This window comes from Albibacillus kandeliae, from assembly GCF_003116585.1.
In the GTDB taxonomy this organism is placed as follows: Bacteria; Pseudomonadota; Alphaproteobacteria; order Rhodobacterales; family Rhodobacteraceae; genus Albibacillus; species Albibacillus kandeliae.
Genome location: NZ_QEHM01000010.1, coordinates 67,416 through 89,063 on the forward strand (window position 1 = coordinate 67,416; position 21,648 = coordinate 89,063).

At 65.7% G+C, this 21,648-nt stretch carries 20 protein-coding genes; 14 read left to right on the forward strand and 6 right to left on the reverse strand.

The window, feature by feature from the left end; translation table 11 throughout:
* Positions 1-307 precede the first annotated feature (307 nt).
* From DDT93_RS21485 to DDT93_RS21500, 4 genes are all read left to right on the forward strand, one after another.
* Positions 308-1,555: an aminotransferase class III-fold pyridoxal phosphate-dependent enzyme gene (locus DDT93_RS21485; RefSeq protein ID WP_109467954.1), complete on the forward strand. Its 1,248-nt coding sequence runs from the start codon at positions 308-310 to the stop codon at positions 1,553-1,555.
* A gap of 67 nt (positions 1,556-1,622) precedes the next feature.
* Positions 1,623-3,293 carry a N,N-dimethylformamidase beta subunit family domain-containing protein gene (locus DDT93_RS21490; protein ID WP_109467955.1) on the forward strand — a complete coding sequence of 557 codons (1,671 nt, stop codon included), beginning with the start codon at positions 1,623-1,625 and terminating at the stop codon, positions 3,291-3,293.
* Positions 3,294-3,315: 22 nt separating this feature from the next.
* Positions 3,316-4,578: a four-carbon acid sugar kinase family protein gene (locus tag DDT93_RS21495; RefSeq protein WP_109467956.1), complete on the forward strand. Its 1,263-nt coding sequence runs from the start codon at positions 3,316-3,318 to the stop codon at positions 4,576-4,578.
* Positions 4,575-5,252, forward strand: coding sequence for a class II aldolase/adducin family protein (locus tag DDT93_RS21500; RefSeq protein WP_232825528.1), 678 nt, complete (start codon positions 4,575-4,577; stop codon positions 5,250-5,252). The genes DDT93_RS21495 and DDT93_RS21500 overlap by 4 nt, the downstream gene beginning before the upstream one ends.
* Here DDT93_RS21500 and DDT93_RS21505 read toward each other — a convergent pair.
* Positions 5,249-5,989, reverse strand: coding sequence for an SDR family NAD(P)-dependent oxidoreductase (locus DDT93_RS21505; protein ID WP_109467958.1), 741 nt, complete (start codon positions 5,987-5,989; stop codon positions 5,249-5,251). The genes DDT93_RS21500 and DDT93_RS21505 overlap by 4 nt on opposite strands.
* Positions 5,986-6,705, reverse strand: a complete 720-nt coding sequence (locus DDT93_RS21510) for a GntR family transcriptional regulator (protein WP_198654932.1) — start codon at positions 6,703-6,705, stop codon at positions 5,986-5,988. Before DDT93_RS21510 ends, DDT93_RS21505 begins: the two co-directional genes overlap by 4 nt.
* A 226-nt stretch (positions 6,706-6,931) precedes the next feature.
* Between DDT93_RS21510 and DDT93_RS21515 the strand changes: the two genes are divergently transcribed.
* The 10 genes from DDT93_RS21515 (at position 6,932) to DDT93_RS21560 (ending at position 17,323) form a co-directional block, all read left to right on the forward strand.
* A complete protein-coding gene (locus DDT93_RS21515) occupies positions 6,932-7,798 on the forward strand; it encodes a transketolase (RefSeq protein ID WP_198654933.1) in 867 nt (288 codons plus the stop codon).
* Complete coding sequence (locus DDT93_RS21520; protein ID WP_109467959.1) at positions 7,795-8,823, forward strand: transketolase family protein; 1,029 nt, start codon at positions 7,795-7,797, stop codon at positions 8,821-8,823. The genes DDT93_RS21515 and DDT93_RS21520 overlap by 4 nt, the downstream gene beginning before the upstream one ends.
* 26 nt (positions 8,824-8,849) lie before the next feature.
* Entirely contained in the window at positions 8,850-9,503 is a 654-nt protein-coding gene (locus DDT93_RS21525; RefSeq protein WP_109467960.1) for a TetR/AcrR family transcriptional regulator, read from the forward strand.
* Between the two features lie 245 nt (positions 9,504-9,748).
* Positions 9,749-11,017: an aminotransferase class III-fold pyridoxal phosphate-dependent enzyme gene (locus tag DDT93_RS21530; protein ID WP_109467961.1), complete on the forward strand. Its 1,269-nt coding sequence runs from the start codon at positions 9,749-9,751 to the stop codon at positions 11,015-11,017.
* A gap of 33 nt (positions 11,018-11,050) precedes the next feature.
* Positions 11,051-12,637: an ABC transporter substrate-binding protein gene (locus tag DDT93_RS21535; RefSeq protein ID WP_109467962.1), complete on the forward strand. Its 1,587-nt coding sequence runs from the start codon at positions 11,051-11,053 to the stop codon at positions 12,635-12,637.
* A gap of 7 nt (positions 12,638-12,644) precedes the next feature.
* Entirely contained in the window at positions 12,645-13,658 is a 1,014-nt protein-coding gene (locus DDT93_RS21540) for an ABC transporter permease (protein ID WP_109467963.1), read from the forward strand.
* Positions 13,658-14,530: an ABC transporter permease gene (locus DDT93_RS21545; protein WP_109467964.1), complete on the forward strand. Its 873-nt coding sequence runs from the start codon at positions 13,658-13,660 to the stop codon at positions 14,528-14,530. Before DDT93_RS21540 ends, DDT93_RS21545 begins: the two co-directional genes overlap by 1 nt.
* Entirely contained in the window at positions 14,527-15,516 is a 990-nt protein-coding gene (locus DDT93_RS21550) for an ABC transporter ATP-binding protein (RefSeq protein WP_109467965.1), read from the forward strand. The genes DDT93_RS21545 and DDT93_RS21550 overlap by 4 nt, the downstream gene beginning before the upstream one ends.
* Positions 15,513-16,328 carry a shikimate dehydrogenase family protein gene (locus DDT93_RS21555; protein ID WP_109467966.1) on the forward strand — a complete coding sequence of 272 codons (816 nt, stop codon included), beginning with the start codon at positions 15,513-15,515 and terminating at the stop codon, positions 16,326-16,328. Before DDT93_RS21550 ends, DDT93_RS21555 begins: the two co-directional genes overlap by 4 nt.
* Complete coding sequence (locus DDT93_RS21560) at positions 16,325-17,323, forward strand: ABC transporter ATP-binding protein (protein ID WP_109467967.1); 999 nt, start codon at positions 16,325-16,327, stop codon at positions 17,321-17,323. Before DDT93_RS21555 ends, DDT93_RS21560 begins: the two co-directional genes overlap by 4 nt.
* A gap of 24 nt (positions 17,324-17,347) precedes the next feature.
* On the opposite strand, the gene DDT93_RS21565 is transcribed toward DDT93_RS21560, so the two are convergent.
* From DDT93_RS21565 to DDT93_RS21580, 4 genes are all read right to left on the reverse strand, one after another.
* Complete coding sequence (locus DDT93_RS21565; RefSeq protein ID WP_109467968.1) at positions 17,348-18,517, reverse strand: CaiB/BaiF CoA transferase family protein; 1,170 nt, start codon at positions 18,515-18,517, stop codon at positions 17,348-17,350.
* A 19-nt stretch (positions 18,518-18,536) separates the two neighbouring features.
* Entirely contained in the window at positions 18,537-19,844 is a 1,308-nt protein-coding gene (locus tag DDT93_RS21570; protein WP_109467969.1) for a TRAP transporter large permease, read from the reverse strand.
* 9 nt (positions 19,845-19,853) lie between these two features.
* Positions 19,854-20,369 (reverse strand): TRAP transporter small permease, encoded by a 516-nt coding sequence (locus DDT93_RS21575; RefSeq protein ID WP_157960248.1) that lies wholly within the window; start codon positions 20,367-20,369, stop codon positions 19,854-19,856.
* A gap of 68 nt (positions 20,370-20,437) precedes the next feature.
* The gene (locus DDT93_RS21580) at positions 20,438-21,577 is read right to left on the reverse strand and encodes a C4-dicarboxylate TRAP transporter substrate-binding protein (RefSeq protein WP_109467971.1); all 1,140 of its coding nucleotides are present in this window, start codon (positions 21,575-21,577) and stop codon (positions 20,438-20,440) included.
* Between the last annotated feature and the right edge of the window lie 71 nt (positions 21,578-21,648).

Consider the following 21,648-nt stretch of genomic DNA (forward strand, 5'->3'; position numbering starts at 1 on the left):
AGATAATCAATCCTTATCAGGTATCTTGCCAGAATTTTCACGGAATTGCTGAATTGTCGCGCAAGAGGGATCACCCCAACAGCGCAACGACCATGCACATACTTCCTATATGATATAGCTAAACATGAGAAAAGAAGAGCGCGCCCAAGCGAGCAGCAGACCAAGACAACGTGCTGAGTGTCTGAAAAAGATATAGACAGAGAGACAAGCCATCTTGACGTCCGCCCGATATTCTTGATTTCTGTTATATCAAACTTACAGCCTGGTGGCGGCCTGCCCGAGCACCACGCGAGAGACGGAGCCCAGCATGATCACCGCCCCCCCGAACGACCCGAAATCCAACGACGCCCGCCTGCGCGAACGCGCGCAGCAGGTGATCCCGGGCGGCATGTGGGGGCACATGAGGGCCGCCGCCGTGCCCGCGGGCTATCCGCAGTTCTTTGAAGGCGGCGAAGGCGCGCGGGTCCGCGACGTGAATGGCCGGACCTACATCGACTTCATGTGCAGTTGGGGGCCGATCATCCTTGGCCACCGCCATCCCGAGGTGGAACAGGCCGCACGCGCACAGCTTGATGCCGGCGAGTGCCTCAACGGGCCGACCGAACACGCCGTGCGCCTCGCGGAGAAGCTTGTCGCCCTTCAGCCCCACGCCGATTGGGCGCTGTTCCAGAAGAACGGGTCCGACGCGATGACGACATGCGTCACGCTCGCCCGCGCCGGAACCGGGCGGCGCAAGATCCTCGTTGCGCGCGGCGCCTACCACGGCGCGGTGCCCTGGTGCTCCCCCTCGCTGGTCGGGGTCACAGCCGAGGACCGCGCCCACCTGCTCCACTTCACCTACAACGATGTCGCCTCGCTCGATGCAGCGGTGCAGGAGGCGGGCGACGATCTCGCCGCCATCGTGGTCTCGGCCTTCCGCCATGATCTCGGCATCCGGCAGGAACTCCCGACCCCCGAATTCGCGAGGGCTGCCCGCGCCCATTGCGACCGGCTGGACGCCGCCCTGGTCCTAGACGACGTTCGCGCCGGGTTCCGCCTGAACCTCGGCGGCAGCTGGGCCGACCTTGGTGTCAGCCCTGACCTCTCGGGCTACTCCAAGGCCATCGCCAACGGTTACCCCCTCGCCGCCGTGACCGGCAGCGACCGCTTCCGTGGCGCAGGCGAGGAGGTCTTCGTGACCGGGTCCTTCTGGTACGCAGGCGCGGCAATGGCCGCCGCGGTCGCCACGCTGGACGTGCTCGAGCGCGAGGATGGCCCCGCACTATTGCACGCCGCCGGGACCCGTTTCGCCGAAGGCCTTATCGGCGGCGCCGCGCGTCATGGTTACGAGGTCACGCTCTCCGGCCCTCCGGTCATGCCACTGATGCAGTTCGCTGGGGACCCTGAGGCGAAGCTGGGCAAAGCCTTCTGCCAACAGGCCCTCGCGCGCGGGGTCTACCTGCACAACAAGCACAACATGTTCCTGAACCTCGCCCATACCGACGCGGTGATCGACGAGGCACTGGAGGCCATCGACGCCGCCTTTGCCGCACTGGCAGGGGCCACACCCGCATGACCGCCGCATTGACGCCCCTCACCCGAACCCGCTCTAACCTCCCTGGCACTCCCAGAAAGGGCCGCGCATGACACGCTCCAAGTTCCGCTTTCCCGAGACCGGTCCGCACGCGATCAAGCCGTGGTCGGTGCGCAAGGGCTATGCTGACGAGCACTTCCTGTCGGACTACCGTTTCCAGTTCCCCCGCCAGGATCCGGCCCTGGCAGAGGTCTATGTCTACACCCCGCGCATGTCCTATGATCCCGGCGAAACGGTCGAATTCCACGGCTCCTGCAACGCGGACACCTGGACGCTCCAGATCTACCGCGACGGCCACCAGCCCGAGATGGCCTACGAGGCTTTCGATATCCCCGGCGCTTTCACCAAGACCTCTGAAACCGCCTACTCCGACGGTTGCGACTGGCCGGTGGTCCATTCGTGGACCATTCCCGAAGGCCAGCGCCCGGGCTTTTACCGCGTCGTCTCGACCTGCATGCGCAAGGACGGCGAGCGGTTCGTCCAGCACCACTTCTTCGTAGTGCGCCCGACGCCCGAGACCCAGCAGGGCAAAATTCTCTTCATGCTCGCGACCGGAACCTGGACCGCCTACAACGACTGGGGCGGCGCCAACCACTATTTCGGCACCTTCGGACCCAACAAGAACGAGGGTTCTCCGCATCTCAGCCTGCACCGCCCCTGGACCCGCGGCATGTTGTGGCTCCCCAACGGCGCCTCGCGGATTGCGCAGAACCGCATGCCCGAGATGAACGACCTGCCCGGCTATCCTTCCAAGGAATGGGGCTACTCGCACGGCTGGGGCCAGTACTACGCCGCCGCCGGCTGGGCCCAGTTTGACCGCCACTTCGCGGTCTGGGCCGAGAAGGAGGGCTTCGGTTTCGACATCATCACCCAGACCGATCTGCACTACCGGCCCGAGATCCTCGACAACTACTCCTGCCTCGTCACCGTCGGCCACGACGAATACTGGTCGTGGGACATGCGCAAGACGGTCGAGGAGTGGGTCGAGAAGGGCGGGCATTTCTCGCGCTTCGGCGGCAATTTTCTCTGGCAGATCCGGCTGGAGGAGGACGGCGCGCGGCAGGTCTGCTGGAAGACCAAAGCGCCGAAGATGGACCCGGTCCGCGACGATCCCGAGAAAAAGCACCTGCTGACCGCCTCTTGGGAGAGCGGCGGCGTGTCGTGGCCCGGCGCGTCCACCGTGGGGGTGAACGGCTGCCACGGCATGTACGGCAGCTGGGGCGGCTTCGCCCCGCGCGGGTCGCGGGGGTTCACCGTCTACCGGCCCGAACACTGGGCATTCGAGGGCACCGATCTGCGTTATGCCGATGTCTTCGGCGCCGAGGCAGGGATCTTCGGCTACGAGGTCGACGGGCTGAACTACACCTTCGAACGCGGCCTGCCCTACCCGGTGGCTGACCCGGGCGTGCCCGAGGGCATCGAGATTCTCGCCATGAGCCCCGCGGTCCTGTTCGAATACGAGCACGAGGGGCCGGGTTATCGCTATTACGTGCGCGATTCCGACCTTGTCGGGCTGGCCGAGCTGGCGGCAGAGGACTACCCGGTCGCCCGGCGCAACTACCAGTACGGCTCGGGCATGGTGGTGAGCATGAACCGCGGCAAGGGAGAGGTCTTTACCGCCGGCTCCTGCGAGTGGATCATGGGGCTGACCCGGCGCGACCCGTTCACCGAGACGATCACGCGCAACGCGCTGGAGCGTTTCAGCGGCGCCGCCGACTGACCCGCCCGGAGGAGGAAAGAACATGTCTCCCGCCTATGGCGTGATCTCCGACGACTTCACGGGCGGTCTGTTGATCGCCAGCTACTTCGAGGAAGCCGGGCTGGAATGCCCGGTCTTCTTCAGCCCCGAGGCCGCAGCGGCTGCGGCCCCGATCACCGCACCCATCGTGGTGATCGCAAGCCGAACGCGCCTGATCCCGGTCGAGGAGGCCCGGACCGAACTGACCCGCGCACTCGACGCGCTGGATGCGCTTGGCTGCGGCACCATCGCCTACAAGGCCTGTGCCAGCTTCGACTCGACCGAAGAAGGCAACATCGGCCTTGCCGCAGACATGCTGTCCGACCGCTACGACCAGGTGCCGCTGCTGCTCAGCGCCGGCTTTCCCGAGTTCCGCTGCACCGTGAACCAGGGCCACCTGTTCTACCAGTCGGTGCTGGTGAACGAGAGCGTCAAACGGTTCGACCCGGTCACGCCGATGCCCGACCCCAACCTCGTGCGGTTCCTGTCGCACCAGACCCGCACACCACTGGGACACGTAAGCCATCTGGACATGTTCCGCGGCGAGGACGCCGCCTTTGCCGCGCTCGCCGAGCAGATCGGCGAGGGGCACCGCCACGTCCTGCTCGACTGCGCCGACGATCATGACATTGAGATCAGCACCGCCCTTGCGCGGGGGAGCCGCGCCATCGTGGCCAGCGATCCGCTCTGCATTTCGGTCGGGCTGGACCGCGCCCATGCGCGCACCGGAACAGCAAAACCGCCGCGACACGCGGGCGGCCCTGCCGCCGTTCTGATCGGCAGCGTCGGCCCGGTGGCCGAGCAGCAGACCGCCCTGTTCGAGGCGCAATACCCGGTGCATTACATCGACCTGACCGCCGATGTTTCCGCAGAGGAGCTGATCGACCGCGCCACCGCTTGGGCAGCAGATCACATCGGCCTGCGCCCCTTTGCGATCACCACCCTCGCGAAAGAGGCCGGGGTGAAGGCGGCGCAGGTGAAGCTGGGCCAGATGGGCGCCGCACGCCATGCCGAACGCCTGCTCTCGGGCATCGCCGCGCGCTTGCGCGACCTTGGTGTGCGCCGGTTCATCGTGTCCGGCGGCGAGACGTCGGGCGCCATCGTCGGCGCGCTGGGGATCGAGCGCGTTCGGCCCTTTGCGCGCGGACCGCTCGGCGGCGGCTTCTGCGTGGCAGAAGGCGGCGACCCGGTCTCGTTCTTCCTGAAATCCGGCAAGCTCGGCGCCCCTGATGTCCTGCTGCGCGCCCTCGACGAGATGACCCCATGACGAAAGACACAACGATGACCGAAGACGAGATCCGGCAGGCGCTGGCCGATCACAGCCGCCTCTGCGTGACCCGCAAGCTCTCGAACGCGACCGCGGGCAACATCAGCATGCGGTTCGGATCGGGAATGCTCATCACCCCCTCCGGTGTCGACCCGGACATCATGGAGCCCGGCCACATCGCCGAAGTGGCCTTTGACGGCTCCTTCACCGGCCCGCTGAAACCGTCGAGCGAGTGGGCCCTGCATTCCGCGCTCTACCAGTCGCGGCCCGAGGCGCAGGCGATCGTCCATGCGCATCCGACCTACTGCGTCGCCATTTCCTGCCTGCGCGAGCCGATCCCGTCCTTTCACTACATGGTGGCGAGCTTTGGCGGCAACGACGTGCCCTGCGCGCCCTACGCGCCCTTCGGGACGCAGGCGCTGGCCGACGCGGTCGCGGACACGATGGGAACCAGATACACCGCCTGCCTCATGGCCAACCACGGGATGATTGCAATTGGCGGCAGCCTCGCGGCGGCCTTTGGCAAGACCGAAAAGCTGGAGGTGCTGGCTCATCAGTACCAGCTCTCGCGGTCCATCGGCACGCCGGTGCTTCTGAGCGCCGAAGACATGGCGACGGTGCACGAGGCCTACAAAAGCTATGGTTACGGCAAGCCCGCAGTGGCCGCAGGTTAGTCGAGCGTCCGCGGGTTCCTGAGGCCCGCGGTCTCGCCCCCGTCAACCGGGATCACCGCGCCGTTCACATAGCTAGATGCATCAGAGAGCAGCCAGGCAATCACCTCGCCCAACTCCTCCGGCCGGGCGATACGTCCAGCGGGAATGCGCAGTTCGAGCGTGCGTCGGCGGGTGTCATCCGACAGGACAGAGCCCATCATCCGGGTCCCGATCTGGCCGGGACAGACCGCGTTGAAACGCACCCTGTCGCCCAGTTCCAGCGCCAGCGACTGGGTCATCCCGATGATCGCCGCCTTGGATGCGGTATAGAGCGCAAGGTTCTCCTCGCCCGCCCGCCCAGCCACCGAGGCGATGTTCACCACCGACCCGGCGCCCGCCACGAGACCCTCCAGCGACAGGCGCGTCATCAGGTAGACGCTGCGGGCATTGATCCGCATCATCTCGTCCCAATCGGCCACGGTGGTCTCGCCAAAGACATGGCGTTTGCCCAGACCGGCGTTGTTCACCAGCCCGCGCAGCTTGCCCTGCCCCAGTTCCAGCGCCCGGTCGACAATAGCCCGGCAATCGGCGTCCACGCCGATGTCGGCCTGGAAATAGCTCAGCCCTTCAATCTCCCGCTCGGCCGCCTCTCCAGCCTCCGCGTCGCGTCCGGCGATCAGCACCTGCGCGCCGGAGCGGCAGAGAATTTCGGCCGTCGCGCGCCCGATCCCGTGGGTTCCACCTGTAACGATGATCATTTCCTGCGCCGTCCCTTTTGCGCTGCCTGCTCTTCCTCGTAGCGCGCGAGGTGATGGCGCAGGTTGCGGCCGCCCTCGATCAGATCCATCCGGATCGCCTCGCGCAGCGAGTAGGAATCGCGCGCGCGCAGCGCCTCCAGCACTTTCAGGTGCTGATGCTGGCCCGCGTAGGTCGGGTGCGCATCGGGGTAGAGCTCGCTCAGGATCGGCCCGATGCGAATCCACAGCCCCTCCAGCACCTCGGTCAGCGTCGGCATCCCCGACCGGGAATAGAGCCCGAAGTGAAAATCGAAGTTCGCCTGCAGGGCGGTCTGCCAGTCACCCGAGGCCTCCGCGCGCACCAGCGCCTCGTGGGCCTGCTCCAACTCGGCGATCACCGCGTCGTCGATATGCGGCAACGCGCGCTCTGCGGCCATCGGTTCGAGACTCATGCGGATGTCGCGGATCTCGGTGTATTCCTTCTGGGTCAGGCGGCGCACCCGAATGTAATATCGGGGCCGAATCTCGATGGCGCCCTCGTGCGCCAGTTGAAACAGGGCTTCGCGCACCGGGGTCTCCGAGGTGCCCATCTGCTGCGCCAGATCGCGGACCTTGAGCCGTTCATGCGGCTTCAGCTCCGCCTTCATCAGCGACCTGCGAAGCTTTGCATAAACGATCTCCGAGAGAGGAACGGACTCCTCGGTCTCGGCGGCATCCCCGGTCGGCAAATCGCTCACATCGCTTCCTTTTCCAGCTTCTGCCCTCTCAGGCTCTGCCACCCGCGCACGGCTGTCAATCGCGGGAGCTTGAGCCAATTTCCAGCATCCGGATATATCATAATTATAAGAATATCGCCACACACGGGGGATAGCCACAGATAATTTGGCTAAATCGGTCGAAATGGTTGCGTGACTGCATTTTCAGATATATCAAATAGCCAACCCGTCCAACAGCGAGAGTCCCATGTCCGACCGTTCAAACGTCAACATCGCGGTGCTGGAGGACCGCGCAAAGTTCATCCGGACCGAAACCGTCCGGCTGACCAAGATCGCGGGCGCAGGCCACTATTCCTCGACCTTCTCCTGCGCCGAGATCCTGTCGGCGCTCTACTACGCCCAGATGCGCATCGAGCCGTCACGGCCCGACTGGGAGAACCGCGACCGCTTCGTCATGTCCAAGGGCCACGCCGCCATCGGGCTCTATCCGGTGCTGGCCGATCTCGGCTACTTCGATCCTTCCGAACTCGACACCTACACGCGCCTCGGCTCGAAGTACGGCGACCACCCCGACATGAAGAAGGTGCGCGGGCTGGACTTTTCCTCGGGCTCCCTCGGGCACGGGCTCTCCGTCGGGGTCGGCATGGCGCTGGCCGGTCGCGTCAGGGGCCTCGACTACAAGACCTACGTGATGCTCGGCGACGGCGAAATTTCCGAGGGCCAGATCTGGGAGGCGATGAGTGCCGCCAACCACTTCCAGCTGGGCCATCTGGTGATCCTGCTCGACCGGAACGGCCTCTCGATCGACGGCCATACCGAGGAGGTCATGGCGATCGAGCCGGTTCACGACCGTTTCGCCAGCTTCGGCTGGGATGTTCAGCGCGTCGACGGACATGATCTTGCGACGGTGATGACAGCCTTCGGCAACCTCAAGGACGGCACCACCGGGAAACCGCAGGCGATCATCTTCGACACCATCAAGGGGCGTGGCGTGAAGCGGATGGAGATGTCGCTCGACTGGCACGTCGGCAACCTCGTCGGCGACGACTACGACGATGTCATGGCCGAGCTTGACGCCGGCCTGCAACCCTACGAACCGGAGCCCGCAGAATGACCACCGAGATGCAGAACGAAGCAGAGATCTTTCGCGGCACCACCGAGGGCAAGACCACCTTCAAGGACGCGCGTTCGGTCCGTGGCACGCCGAAACAGGGCATGCCCGCCTTTGTCCTGGGCGAGGAACTGGCCGAGATGGCAAAGTCCGACGACCGCATCGTCGTCGCCACCGCCGATCTCGCCTCGGCCAACCGCACCAACGACTTCAAGGCCGTGCACCCTAAACGGTTCTTCGACTTCGGCATCGCCGAAAAGAACATGATCACGGCCGCCGCAGGCATGGCCGCCTGCGGAATGGTGCCCTACGTGGCCACCTTTGCGAGCTTTGCCGCCATCCTCGGCGCCGAGCAGATCCGCACCGACTGCGCCTATCCCCGGATGCCCGTGCGCGTCATCGGCACCCACTCGGGCATGTCGATGGGCTTCTACGGCTCATCCCACCATGCCCTCGAAGACCTTGGGATGCTGCGCTGTGTCGCCGACCTGACGGTGATCTGCGCGACTGACGCCAACCACCTGCGCGCGATCCTGCGCAAGTCGGCGGATCATCCCGGCGCGATGTACATTCGCCTGGGCCGCGGTCGCGACCCGGTGGTCTATGACGAGGTCCCCGACCTGGAGATCGGCAAGGCGATCCGCCTGCGCGAGGGGAGCGACATCACCCTGATCGCGACCGGCAGCCAGGTCCGCGCGACGCTCGACGCCGCAGATGCGATGGCGCAGGACGGCATCTCTGTCCGCGTGGTGGACATGCACACCATTAGCCCGCTGGACCGCGCCGAGGTCGAGGCGGCTGCGCGCGAGACCAGGGCGATCATGACGGTGGAAGAGCACAACATGACCGGCGGCCTTGGCAGCGCCGTCGCCGATGTGCTGGTCGATCTGCCCCGCCTTCCGTTCAAAAAACACGGCGTACCCGACCGCTTTGTCGAGGTCGGCCCGCCGGCCGCACTCTACAACGCCTACAAGCTGGATGCGCCGGGGGTTGAAGAGGTCGTCCGCGCCTTCCTGAAGGGCATCTAGGTGGCAAACCGGCCGGGAGGCAGCGCATGAAATCGACAGCGGCCCATCTTTCCAACGCGCGCCGCCCCCAGCGGACCCGCGGCAAGGAACGGTTCTCGCACCTTCTGGACGTGACCGAGCAGCTGCTGGCCGAACATGCCGATACCGAGGTCACCCTGGCGTCCATCGCGGAACGCGCCGGGGTGCCGCTCCCCTCGGTCTACCACTTCTTCCCGAACCGGAATGCGATCTACGTGGAACTGGCCCGCCGGTTTCACCAGGACCTTGCGGCGATTTCGCGAAGTCGGATCGCGCCGCCGCCGGACCGCTGGCAGACACTGCTGCTGACCCGCCAGTCGAGGGGGCGCGACTACCTCAACGCCCACCCCGCCGCGCTGCGACTGTTCATGGGCGCGGGCGTCAGCGCCGAGGTCCGCACCCTCGATCTGAGGGGCAACTCATCCCTCGCCAAGTCCCGCGCCGAAGAGTTCCGCACGCGCTATGTGTGCACCGGACTCGACCAGCTGGAGGACTGGCTGGCCGTGTCCATCGGGGTGATGGACGGGGTCTGGACGATCTCCTACGCCGAACACGGCCGCATCACCGACCACTACCTTCAGGAAGCCTGGCGCGCCTCGGTGTCCTACCTGCGCAACTACCTCCCCGAGGTGCTGTTGCCGAACCCTGACGCGACCGACTGAGTTAACGAAATTTTCTATCACCTTCTCTGACAGGGATGCCCGGAATCCCTGTTCCATGTGAAGTCAGACGCCAAAGACTTAAACCCTGAAACAATAAAGAAAAATGCCAAATGCCCAGTATGATGGCAGTTTCGGAAGGCAGGCGGAACCGGCAAGCTACTGAGGATCAATATCAGTTGTCAGCTGAATTTTCCGTCAATAACCTCGAATCCAAAGCTATCAGACAGCACGGGGTCAAAGGTTAGATGTGGGACAACACCAAGGATCGCGCCCTGCGTGAACGTGCGGCCGAAGTCATTCCCGGCGGCATGTACGGACACCAGTCCACCGTCATGATGCCCGAGGACTTTCCCCAGTTCTTCACCCGCGCCGAGGGGACCCGCCTGACCGACGCCGACGGCAACGAATACATCGACTACATGTGCGGCTATGGCCCTAACCTGCTGGGCTACGGGCATCCCGACATCGCCCGCGTGGTGAGCGAGCAGCAAACCCGCATCGACACCTCGACCGGTCCTTCGCCGCTGATCGTCGATCTGGCCGAAGCGATGGTCGGCATGGTCAGCCACGCGGACTGGGCCATGTTCTGCAAGAACGGGGCCGATGCCACGATGATGGCGCTGATGATCGCACGCGCCTACCGGGGCAAGCGCAAGGTGCTGCTGGCCAGGAACGCCTACCACGGCTCGATGCCGTGGAACACGCCGCGCCCGGGCGGGGTGGTGGCCGAGGACCGCGCGCATTTCATCTACTTCGACTACAACGACCCACAGGCGCTCACCGACGCGGTGAAAGAGGCGGGCGACGATCTTGCCGGCATCTTTGCCGCGCCCTTCCGCCATGACACCTTCACCGACCAGTCGATGCCTGACGCCGAGTATGCCCGCACCGCGCGCAGACTGGCGGACGAACACGATGCGCTGCTGGTGGTTGACGACGTCCGCGCCGGGTTCCGCCTGTCGCGCGACTGCTCGTGGGAAACCGTCGGCGTGCGCCCCGACCTTTCGTGCTGGGGCAAGGTGCTGGGCAACGGCCAGCCGATCTCGGCGCTGATGGGCAATGACCGGGCCCGCGCTGCGGCACAGAAAATCTTCGTGACCGGCTCTTACTGGTTCTCGGCGGTGCCGATGGCCGCGGCAATCGAGACGCTGCGGCTGGTTCGCGAAACCGACTACCTCGAACACATCACCAAGATCGGCGAACAGTTCCGCGCCGGACTGGACGAGCAGGCCGAGTCCTTTGGCTTTGGTCTGCGCCAGACCGGACCGGTGACGCTGCCCATGGTCCTGTTTCAGGACGATCCCGACTTCCGCCTCGGCTACGGCTTCTGCCGCGCCGCGATGAAGCGGGGCGTCTACCTCTCTCCCTACCACAACATGTTCATGAACGCCGCGATGACCCAGAAGGACCTCGCGGATACCTTCGAGGCCACCGGCGAGGCCTTTGAAGATCTCAAGCGAAGCCGTGACAGCCTGAAACCGTCGCCTGTGCTGGTGGCGCTGATGGATGCCTGAACCTCGCAAACTACGCCAACAGGGAAGCAAAAAATGAAACATTTCAGATTGAAGAAGGGGCTGACCGCCCTGTTACTGGCGGGAGCCGCGTTCAACGCGGCCCCCGTTGCCGCGCAAAACAGCGACACCTTGGTCATCGCGCGGTCGATGGACGTCAACTCGCTCGACCCGGCCCGCGCCTTCTGTGACACCTGCCAGTTCTACCTGACGGCGGTTTACGAGACGCTGGTCACACTCGACGCCGACAACAAGACGCTCAAGCCCAACCTCGCAGAGAGCTGGGACGTGAACGAGAACTTCACCGAGTTCACCTTCCACCTCAAGGACGCGACCTTTGCCGACGGCTCTCCGGTCGAGGCGTCCGACGTGGTCTGGACCTTCGAACGCCTCAAGAACCTCAAGGCCTCGCCGTCGTTCCTGATGGACGGCCTGACCTCGGCCGAGGCGGTCGACGCCAAGACGGTCAAGTTCACCGTGGATGCGCCGAACTCGGAATTCCTCAACAAGGTGTCCGCACCCTATACCGGCATCATCAACGCCGAGGTGGCCGAGGCCAACGGCGCCATCGCGGGCGACACTGCAGCCGAGGCGGACAAGTCCGAGCCCTGGTTCCTCGCGAACTCGGCAGGATCCGGTCCCTTCATGCTCGCCAGCTACTCGCCCGAAGCCGAGCTGCGCCTTGCCCGTAACGATTCCTACTGGGGCACCGAACCGGCCTTTTCCGAGGTGGTCGTGACCCAGATCCAGGACGCCGTGAGCCAGGCGCAGGCGCTGGAAACCGGTCAGGTCGATATCGCCATGCAGATCGACCCGGACACCGCCCAGTCGATCCGCTCGGGCGATGTGACAACCGAGGTCGTGCCCTCCTACAACTTCCTCTACATCGGCTTCATCCCCGGTGCGAAGGACATGGCCGACGTGCTGACGCCGGAGGTCCGCCAGGCCCTCGCGCTGGCAATCGACTATGATGGCATGCTCGACTTCACCGTCGGCGGCAACGGCGCCAAGCAGGCCGCGCCGATCCCGAACGGCTTTCCCGGAACTGCCGGCCTGACTCCGCGCGCGCAGGACATCGAGAAGGCCAAGCAGATGCTGGCCGATGCCGGCCAATCCGACCTCAAGCTGGTCGCGGGCTACCCGAACGACAACGTCTACGGGGTCGACTTCAACATCATGATGCAGAAGGTCCAGCAGGACTTTGCCGCCGTTGGGGTCGAGCTGGAGCTGAAACCGCTGACTTGGGCCGTCTGGCGCGACGAACTCGGCGCAGGCGAATGGCCGGTGACCGCGATCTACTATGCCCCCGACTACTACGGTTCGGGCCAGTACGTCGCCTACTTCGGCATGATCGACGGCTTCCCCTGGACCAACCGCGCCAGCCTCGGGAAGGGCGAGCTGGTGGTGAACCCGGCAGAGGCCGACCTCTACGCCAAGGCACTGGCCTCGTCCGGCGCAGCCTCGGAGGAAGCCTATACCGAGATCGGCCAGGCCATGATGGACGACGCGATCATCCTTCCTCTGGTGTCGCCGAACCTCGTTCTCGCCTATCGCAACGATATCGAGGGCGTGCGATACTCTGCCTGCTGCAACCTGCCGCTGGCCGAAATCTCGCGGAAATAAGTAACAGATGCTCGCCTATATCGTCAGACGGCTGATCTCTATTCCCTTTCTGCTGTTGGGCGTGGCGAGCGTCTCGTTCCTGCTCTCGCAAATGACCAAGGGCGACCCGCTGGCCGCCCTTGTCCCCGAACGGATGATGTCGAACCCCGAGATCGTAGAGGCGGTCAAGGCCGAGTGGGGTCTCGATAAGCCGCTGCCCGTCCGCTACGTTCGCTACCTCGGCAACCTCATCCAGGGCGATCTTGGCACCTCGTTCTCGACACGCCGCCCCGTCGCCACCGACATCGCCGAACGGCTCCCGGCCACGCTGGAACTCGTCATCGCCGCCATGATCATCGGTACTGCGTTGGGGCTCTGCCTTGGCCTGCTCTCGGCCCGGTTTCGCGGTTCCGCCTTCGACAGTCTCGCGCGCATCTTCGCGCTGATCGGATCCTCCCTCCCCATCTTCTGGTCCGGCTTGATCCTGCTCTACCTGCTGTCGGTGCGCATCGCGCTTGTGCCCGGCACCGGGCGCCTGCCGCCACGGGTCCAACCGCCGCCGACCCATACCGGGCTCTACACCATCGACGCGCTCATCGCCGGGGACATCTCGCTATTCTGGCAGGCTCTGGCGCATCTCGCGCTGCCCGCCTTCGTGCTGGGCTGGGCCGTGACGGGCATCATCACCCGCCTCGTGCGCTCCTCGCTGATCGAAGGGCTGGGACAGGACTATGCCCGCACCGCCCGCGCCAAGGGCGCGCCGGAGCGGGTAGTGCTGATCGGCCACGCACTGCCAAACGCGATGATCCCGCTGCTGACCATCCTTGGCTTTACCTTTGCCTACCTGATCACCGGAGCAGTGCTGACCGAAGCGATCTTTTCCTGGCCGGGCATCGGCTCCTACGCGGTGCGGGCTGCAGCGTCGCTCGATTATCCCGCCATCGGCGGCGTCACCATCGTCGGCTCTGTCGCATTCCTGCTGGCCAACCTGCTGACCGACATCGCTTACGCCTGGGCCAACCCACGGATCAAGGTGCACTGATGGCCGAACTCTCCAACGCCCTTGGCACCGCCGCCAGCCGCACCCGTTTCGTCGGCCTGCGCCGCTTGGTCCGTCGCCTGCCCCCGACCGCCAAGGTCGGCGCCGCGATCCTGCTGTTCTGGATCGTGACCGTTCTCACCATCCACTTCTGGCCGGTGGCCGACCCCCTCGCCATGGTGGGCCGCCGTCTGCAACCGCCCTCGGGCGACCACTGGCTCGGCACCGATGCGCTCGGGCGCGATGTGTTCTCGCGCACCCTGCACGGTTCGGTCTGGTCGATCCCGATCGCTATCGTCGTCGTGGCCTTCGCCGTCGCCATCGGCTCGGCCCTTGGTGCCGTTGCAGGTTTCTTCGGCGGCTGGTGGGACGCGGTGATCATGCGCCTTGTCGACGTCACCGTTTCCTTCCCGCCCATCCTGCTGGCCATGGCGGTCGCCGCCATGCTGGGGCCCGGCCTCGCCAATGCCTCGATTGCCATGGTCATCGTCTGGTGGCCGATTTACGCCCGCCTGATGCGCGCGCAGGTGCTGGAGGTCCGCGAGCGCGAGCATGTCGAGGCCGCTGTCGCCGGTGGCGCGGGCCGCGTCCGGGTGCTGGTGGTTCATGTGCTGCCGCTCTGCTGGACGCCGACCCTGATCAACGCGACCATGGACTTCGGGCAGGTCGTCCTGCTTGCCGCCTCGCTGAGCTTCATCGGCCTTGGCGCCACGCCGCCCAGCCCGGAATGGGGCAGCATGATCTCCGAGGGCGCGACCCGCTTCTACAACTGGTGGATCGCTTTCGGCCCGGGCATGGCGATCCTCTCGGTCGTCCTTGCCACCTCCTTCCTCGGCGACGGTCTCCGCGATGCCTTTGACAGGAGGGCCGGATGAGCGAACCGCTCCTCGATATCCGCGATCTACGCATCTCGTTCCGGGGACCCGACGGCACATGGTCCGAGGCCCTGCGCGGCGTCGATCTCTCACTGGAACGTGGCGGCGTTCTTGGTGTCGTGGGCGAAAGCGGCTCGGGCAAGTCCATCGCGATGATGGCCTTCCTCCAGCTCCTGCCCCGTGGCGCCCGCATCTCCGGCAGTGCACGGTTCAACGGTGAAGAGTTGATCGGCATGGCCCCCTCGCGCATCCGGCAGATCCGCGGCAAGAACATCGGCTGCATTTTTCAAGACCCGCTTTCGGCCTTCAATCCGGTGCTGACCATCGGCTCCCAGATCGCCGAGGCGATCCGGCTGCACGACCGGTCCGTCTCGCGCCGGGAGGCGCTGAAAGAGGCCGAACGGCTGTTCGAGATGGTCTCCATCCCGCAACCCGCGCGCCGGGTCAGGCAGTATCCGCACGAGTTCTCGGGCGGCATGCGACAGCGCGCGATGATCGCGATGGCGCTGGCCAACCGGCCCGAGCTGATCATCGCCGACGAACCGACTACCGCGCTTGACGTGACCGTGCAGGCCCAGATTCTCGACCTGCTGGCCGACCTGCGCAAGGAACTGGGCATCGGCCTCGTGATGATCACCCACGACCTTGGCGTCGTGGCGGGCATCGCCGACGAGATTGCGGTGATGTACGGCGGCAAGGTAGTCGAACGCGGACCGACTGACCCGGTGTTCTACGACACCGCCCATCCCTACACCGCGGGGCTGATCGGGGCCGTTCCGACACTGGAAGGAACCGGCGCGCTGCGACAGATCCCGGGCACGCCTCCGTCGATCTTCACGCGCCCCCAAGGCTGCTCCTTCAACCCGCGCTGCGAGCGGGCCGAGGCAGTTTGCCTGCGCGAGGATCCGCCCTTCGCGGTACACGGCCGCACATCCTGTGCCTGCCACTTCCCGCTTGGTCCCTCGCTCCGGGTCGTCGGGTCATGAAGCAGTTCGCACCGCCGCAGATCACCGGCCGCACGCGGGTCATGTTCATCATGGGGGATCCCATCGGCCACGTCGTCGGCACCGCCGTGCTGAATGCCGCATGGCAAGAGGCCGGACGCGACCTTGTCACCGTACCGCTGCACGTGCTCGCCCCGGACCTGCCGCACATGCTCGACAGCCTCCGCAAGGCGCCCAACGTGGCGGGCACCGGCATTACCATCCCGCACAAGATCGCGGCGCTCTCGCTGGTCGATCACGTGACCGAGGCAGCGCGGCTTGCCGGGGCAGTGAATTTCATCCGCCGCAACCCGGACGGATCCCTCACCGGTCACAACATCGACGGCGCAGGTTTCCTTGCCGGTCTAACGGACCACGGCATCGACCCGGTCGGGCGCAGTGTTCAAATCGCCGGGGCCGGTGGCGTGGCGCGGCCCATCGCCTTCGCGCTCGCCGCTGCGGGGGCCCACCGCCTGACCATCCGCAACCGGGACAAGACCAAGGCCGAGGCCCTGCTTGCCGATATCCGGGCAAGCGGCGTCGCCCCCGGGTGCACCCTCGAAACCGCCCTCGGTGCGCCCGCCGACCTGCTGGTCAACGCAACCTCTCTCGGCATGAAGGAAACGGATCCGATGCCTTTCGACCTTGCCGACATCGCAACTGGCGCCATCGTGGCCGAGGTGGTGATGACCCCGGCCGAAACGCCACTGCTCGCCGCGGCGCGGGCTCGCGGCTGCACCATCGTTCCGGGCCGCGCGATGATGGATCCGCAGGCCGCGCTGGTCGCCGCCTTCCTCGACGGGACGCCCGCGTGACACAAGGACAGACAACCGCCCCCGTTCTCTCGGTCCGCGACCTGACCAAGGATTTCCCGCTCCGCGGCGGTCTCCTCGGTCGCGAGGTCGGGCGGGTGCAGGCCGTCTCGGGCATTTCTTTCGACATCGCCCCGGGTGAAACCTTCGGCCTCGTCGGTGAATCCGGCTGCGGCAAGTCCACGCTCGGACGCAGCATCCTGCGGCTGATCGAACCGACCTCCGGTCAGGTCCTGCTGGCTGGCAAGGACGTGACCGCCGCGACCGATGAACAGTTGCGCCAGTTGCGCCGCGAGATGCAGATCGTGTTTCAGGATCCGATGGCCTCGCTTCACCCGCGCATGACCATCAGCCAGATTCTCGCCGAGGGGATGCGCCTTGCCGACCTCCCGAAGTCCGAGGTGGAGCGCAAGATCAGTTCGCTGATCGACATGGTCCGCCTGCCCGCCGATACCGCGACCCGCTATCCGCACGAACTCTCCGGCGGACAGCGCCAGCGGATCGGCATCGCCCGCGCGCTCTCGCTCGATCCAAGGCTGATCGTCCTCGACGAACCGGTCTCGGCGCTCGATGTCTCGATCCAGGCCGGCGTGCTGAACCTGCTGGAAGAGCTACAGGAGAACCTGGGCTGCGCCTATCTGTTCGTGGCGCACGACCTTGGCGTGGTCCGCCACATCTCGGACCGGGTGGCTGTCATGTACCTTGGCCGCATCGTCGAGATGGCCCCGGTGGCGCAGCTCTACTCGAACCCGCAGCATCCCTATACCCAGTCGCTGATGTCCGCGATCCCCCGTCCGGATCCCCGCGTCGAACGCGCGCGCAAGCGCATCGTGCTCAAGGGTGACCTGCCCTCTCCAATCGACCCGCCTCCCGGCTGCCGGTTCCACACCCGCTGCCCCCGGGCGACCGAGATCTGCAAGCGCGCAGTCCCGCCGCTGGCGAGCCCGGACAACAGCGCCGCGCTGGTCGCCTGTCACCACCCCGGCCCGATCGGCTGACATCGGGATCGCAAGGGCGCCGCTCTACTCCGCTGTCCGCGGCCCGACCCGGGAAACCTCTTCGCCCAACCGACGTAAAACCTCCGCCGTGTGCTTTCCAAGGCCGGGGGCCGCGTGGTCGCGGCCCTGCGGAACGCCCTCGAACCGGACCGGCAGCGGAACCGACCGCACCCGCCCGGGAAGGTCATCGGAGGCCGCGAAGAAGTTCTGCGCCGAAAGGTGCGGATCGCTGAGCAGGTCGTCGATCCCCGCAACGCGGGCATAGGGAATGTCCTTTGCCTCGAAAATCGCGATCCACGCTTCGGTGGGCTTCTGCGTCAGGCCGGTCGCAAGCCGATGATAGAGCCTGTCGGACCGCGCATTGCGTTGTGCGGGGTCACCGAACCACGGTTCGGAAGGAATGCCGGTCTCTCCCATCGCGTCGAGAACCGCGCGCCAGTGCCGTTCATCGTAGGGCATGACCGAGAGCCAGCCGTCTGCCGTTGCATAGGGCCGGCGGCTTGGGTTCAGCAGGCGGACATAACCCGGCCTCCCACCGAGATCGAAGCTTGCGGCATCAAGGTGCTCGTTCATCAGAAAGGCGACGAGGCATTCGAACATGGGCACTTCGATCGCCTGCCCCTGCCCCGTCCGCTCCCGCGCAAGGAGCGCGGCAAGGATGGCATAGAGGATGTGCAGCCCGCCGATCTTGTCGGCGACGATCGTCGGCACATAGGCCGGTTCCGCCCCGACGCGTGTCGGCAGGGCGGCGAGCCCCCCTGCGGCCTGGATGATGTCGTCATAGGCGGGCCGCCCGGCGTAGGGTCCGTCGCTGCCATATCCGGTGGCCGCGCAATGGATCAGCCGGGGCCTGCCCTGACGTACCGTTTCCGCGTCAAGCCCGACCCGCCGCGCCGCTGCGGGACGCATGTTGTGCAGCACCACGTCCGAGTGATCGAGCAACTCCCCGAGGATCTCCTGCCCCTCCGGCGTCTTGAGGTCTGCCACCACCCCCAGCTTGTTCCGGTTGTTGTTGGCAAACAGCGCACCCGTTCCATCCGGCCCTCGCGTGCCAGAGGAGCGCGCGAGATCTCCCGCCGGCGGTTCCAGCTTGATGACCTCGGCCCCGAGGTCTCCAAGCACCTGTCCGGCCATCGGGCCCATCACGATGGTCGAGGCATCGAGGATGCGGAACGGTTTCAGAAGGTCGAGCATGTCTTCTCCTTCGCTTGCCTCAGCCTGCCACGCTCGGCAGCCACAGAACGATCTCCGGCACCACGACAAGCGCGGTCACGATCAGCAGGTCCGCCACGAGGAACCACATGACCCCGCGAAAGATCGTACCCGTCGAGGCAAGATCGCCGACGACCCCCTTGATGACAAAGACGTTCAGCCCGATGGGCGGTGTGATCATGCCGATCTCGAGGAATTTCGCCAGCAGAACGCCGAACCAGATCAGGTTCCAACCGGCCTCGTCGATGATCGGCAGCAGGATCGGCAGGGTCAGCAGCATGGCCCCGATCGGCTCCAGGAACATCCCGAGCAGCAGGTAGACACAGGCAATCCCGATCAGGAGCAGGGTAAAGCTCAGCCCAGCACCCGAGATCGCCTCGGCCAGCACGTCACCCGCGCCGGAATAGGCGATGAACCGGGTCAGCATCGACGCGCCGATGGCAATGATGAACAGCGCGGCCGAGTTGATCAGCGTGTCGATGACAGCCGCACGGAACCCCTGCCAGGTCAGCCCGCGCTTGAGCAACGCGATCACCACGGCAAGGAACGAACCGACGGCCCCGGCCTCGGTCGGGGTGAAGGCGCCCATGAACAGGCCGCCCAGCACGCCCAGCATCAGCAGCAGAACCGGCCAGGTTTCGACAAGGGCGCCCAGCCGGTCCGGCCAGCTGAACCTGTCGTCATCGCGCGGTGCGAGCGCCGGGTTGAGCTTGGCGCGGATCACGACCACGCCGACGTACCCTAGCACGGTCAAAAGCCCCGCGCCCACCCCGCCCATGAACAGCGAGGACACCGGCACCTGCGCGATGATGCCGTAGAGGATCATCAGGATCGACGGCGGGATCAGCGCGCCGACTGTCCCCGCCGCCGCCACGGTGCCTGTCGCGAGGCTCACGTCGTACTTCTGGCGCATCATCTCGGGCACCGCGATCCGCCCCATCGCAGCCGCACAGGCGATGGACGACCCCGTCACCGCCGCGAACCCCGCGGCTCCGAAGATAGAGGCCACCGCCAGCCCACCGGGCAACCGCGACAGCCAGACCCGGGCCGCCCGGAACAGTCCCGTCGTCAGCCCTCCGTTGTAGCAGACGAAACCCATCAGCAGGAACATGGGGATCGAGCTCAGCTGCCAGGTCGAGGCAAACCCCCAGGGCACCACCCCAAGCGCTCCCCATGCCGCCCGTTCGCCGACCAGCAGCCAGATACCCCCGAAGGAGACCCCGATCAGCGAGACCCCGATGGGGAATCTCAGGGCAATCAGCAGGACCAGCAGGCCAAGCCCGGCGAATCCGATATGTGCATCCGTCATCGCCAACCCTCAGAACGCGCGGTCGACATGGAATTCGGCACCCCGAATGCCGTAGCGCGCGATCTTGTAGACCAGCGCCGCCACGATCAGCCCGGTGCCGATGGGCATCAGGTAGAAAGCAGGCCAGGTGTCGATCCGCACGTCCTGCTCGATGATGAAGGTGCTGACCTGCGTCTTGCGCAGCGCCTCTTCGACCCCACGCCAGGTCAGCAGGCCGAAGATGACAGCCGCATAGAGGGAGGCGCCCGAGTTCAGTCGCCGCTGAACCGGCAGAGCAAGGCGCTCGACCAGAATCTCGACGGAGATATGCTTGCTGCCGCGCTCGGCGAAGGCCAGAGGAAGGAAGACCACCGCCACCATGTAGTAGTTCGACACGATCGCGATCGTGCCCGGCAGGGGACTGGACAGGAAGAACTTCGCCGCCACGTCCGCCGTGATGTGCACCATCATGAGAACGAGAGCGACGGCGCTGACCAGCGTCGCGCCCCCGATCGCGCCACCAAGCGCCTTTTCGATTGCCTGCATTGTCATGTCCTTGCGAAAGGGGTCTGCCCGACCGGGGAGCGAGCCGGGCAGACCTGCGCGCAGTGTCCTCAGTTCAGCCCGTAGGTTTCCGGGTCGACCTTCGAGAACACCTCGGTCCAGAGCAGGTCGGCCAGTCCGTCCGTGTTCTGCTCGAGCCCGGCGCCCTTCTCCTTCCACTTGTCGACGAGTCCCGCGATGACCTCCATCTTGGCGTCGACATCACTCAGCCCGTAGGTGTCCGAGAACTGCTTTGCCACGACCTTGACGTCGTCCTTCACAAAGGCTTCCGAGGCATCGAGCAGCGCCTGCGGCGGCTCGATCACCTCGATGCCACGCTTGCGGGATTCCTCCAGCGCTTCCTTGGCCGCGTTGTTGTAGCGGATCGACACGTCGGCCACGTTGCGCGCGGCGGCCTTCAGCAGGAAACTGCGCTGCTCGCCCGAGAGCCCGGCCCAGGTATCCCGGTTGATGTTGGCCGCGCCGGATCCGGCGAAGACACCGCCCGGAACCCCGGTCGTGATGTACTTGGTCACGTCGATCAGCTGCAGGTTCAGCAGTTCCGGGGCCGAGATCATGGTGCAGTCCACCACGCCCTGGCTCATCGCCTCGTAGATCTCGTTGCCGGGGATCGACACCTTGGTTCCGCCGAAATGTTCGGCCCAGCGGCCGAAGTTCGACGCCCCGGCGCGGAAGGTCTTGCCCTTCAGATCCTCGACCGAACGCACGGGCTGGGTGCAGAGCAGAACGTAATCCGGGGTCGAGGCGCTGCCGAGGTAGACTTGGTTCTCGCGGGCGAACTGGGCCTGGCAGTCCGGGCAATGCAGCATGGCGTACTCTGTCAGCGCGCCCGCCATGGCAATGGCCGGATCGGCACCGCGTGTGCCCGAGGTGGACAGCATCGAGAGGTCCGCCGCGAGGTTCGCCTCGGCGAATTCTGCGGGAAAGTAGGGCATCAGCACGTAACCCATGTCGGCGAGGCCGTCACGGATGCCGGCCGGGGTTTCCTTGAGGTCCAGCAGCGAAAGCTCGAACAGCTTCATCGACATGTCCGAGTTGTCGTTCACGTAGGCGACGAAGTCCTTCAGCCCCTCGTTCACGGGCCCGCCCGGCGGAAAGCCCGAGGCATAGGTGAGTTGCTGCGCCTGAGCGGCAAGGGCCCCGGTCATACCGAGCGCAAGGGCGAGTACCGCCGGTTTCAGATGTTTCATTGTCTTCCTCCCTGATCGGACCTCATGGGGTCCTGTTGACCCGCCCGGCGTCCTCCTGTCGTCGTCCGGGC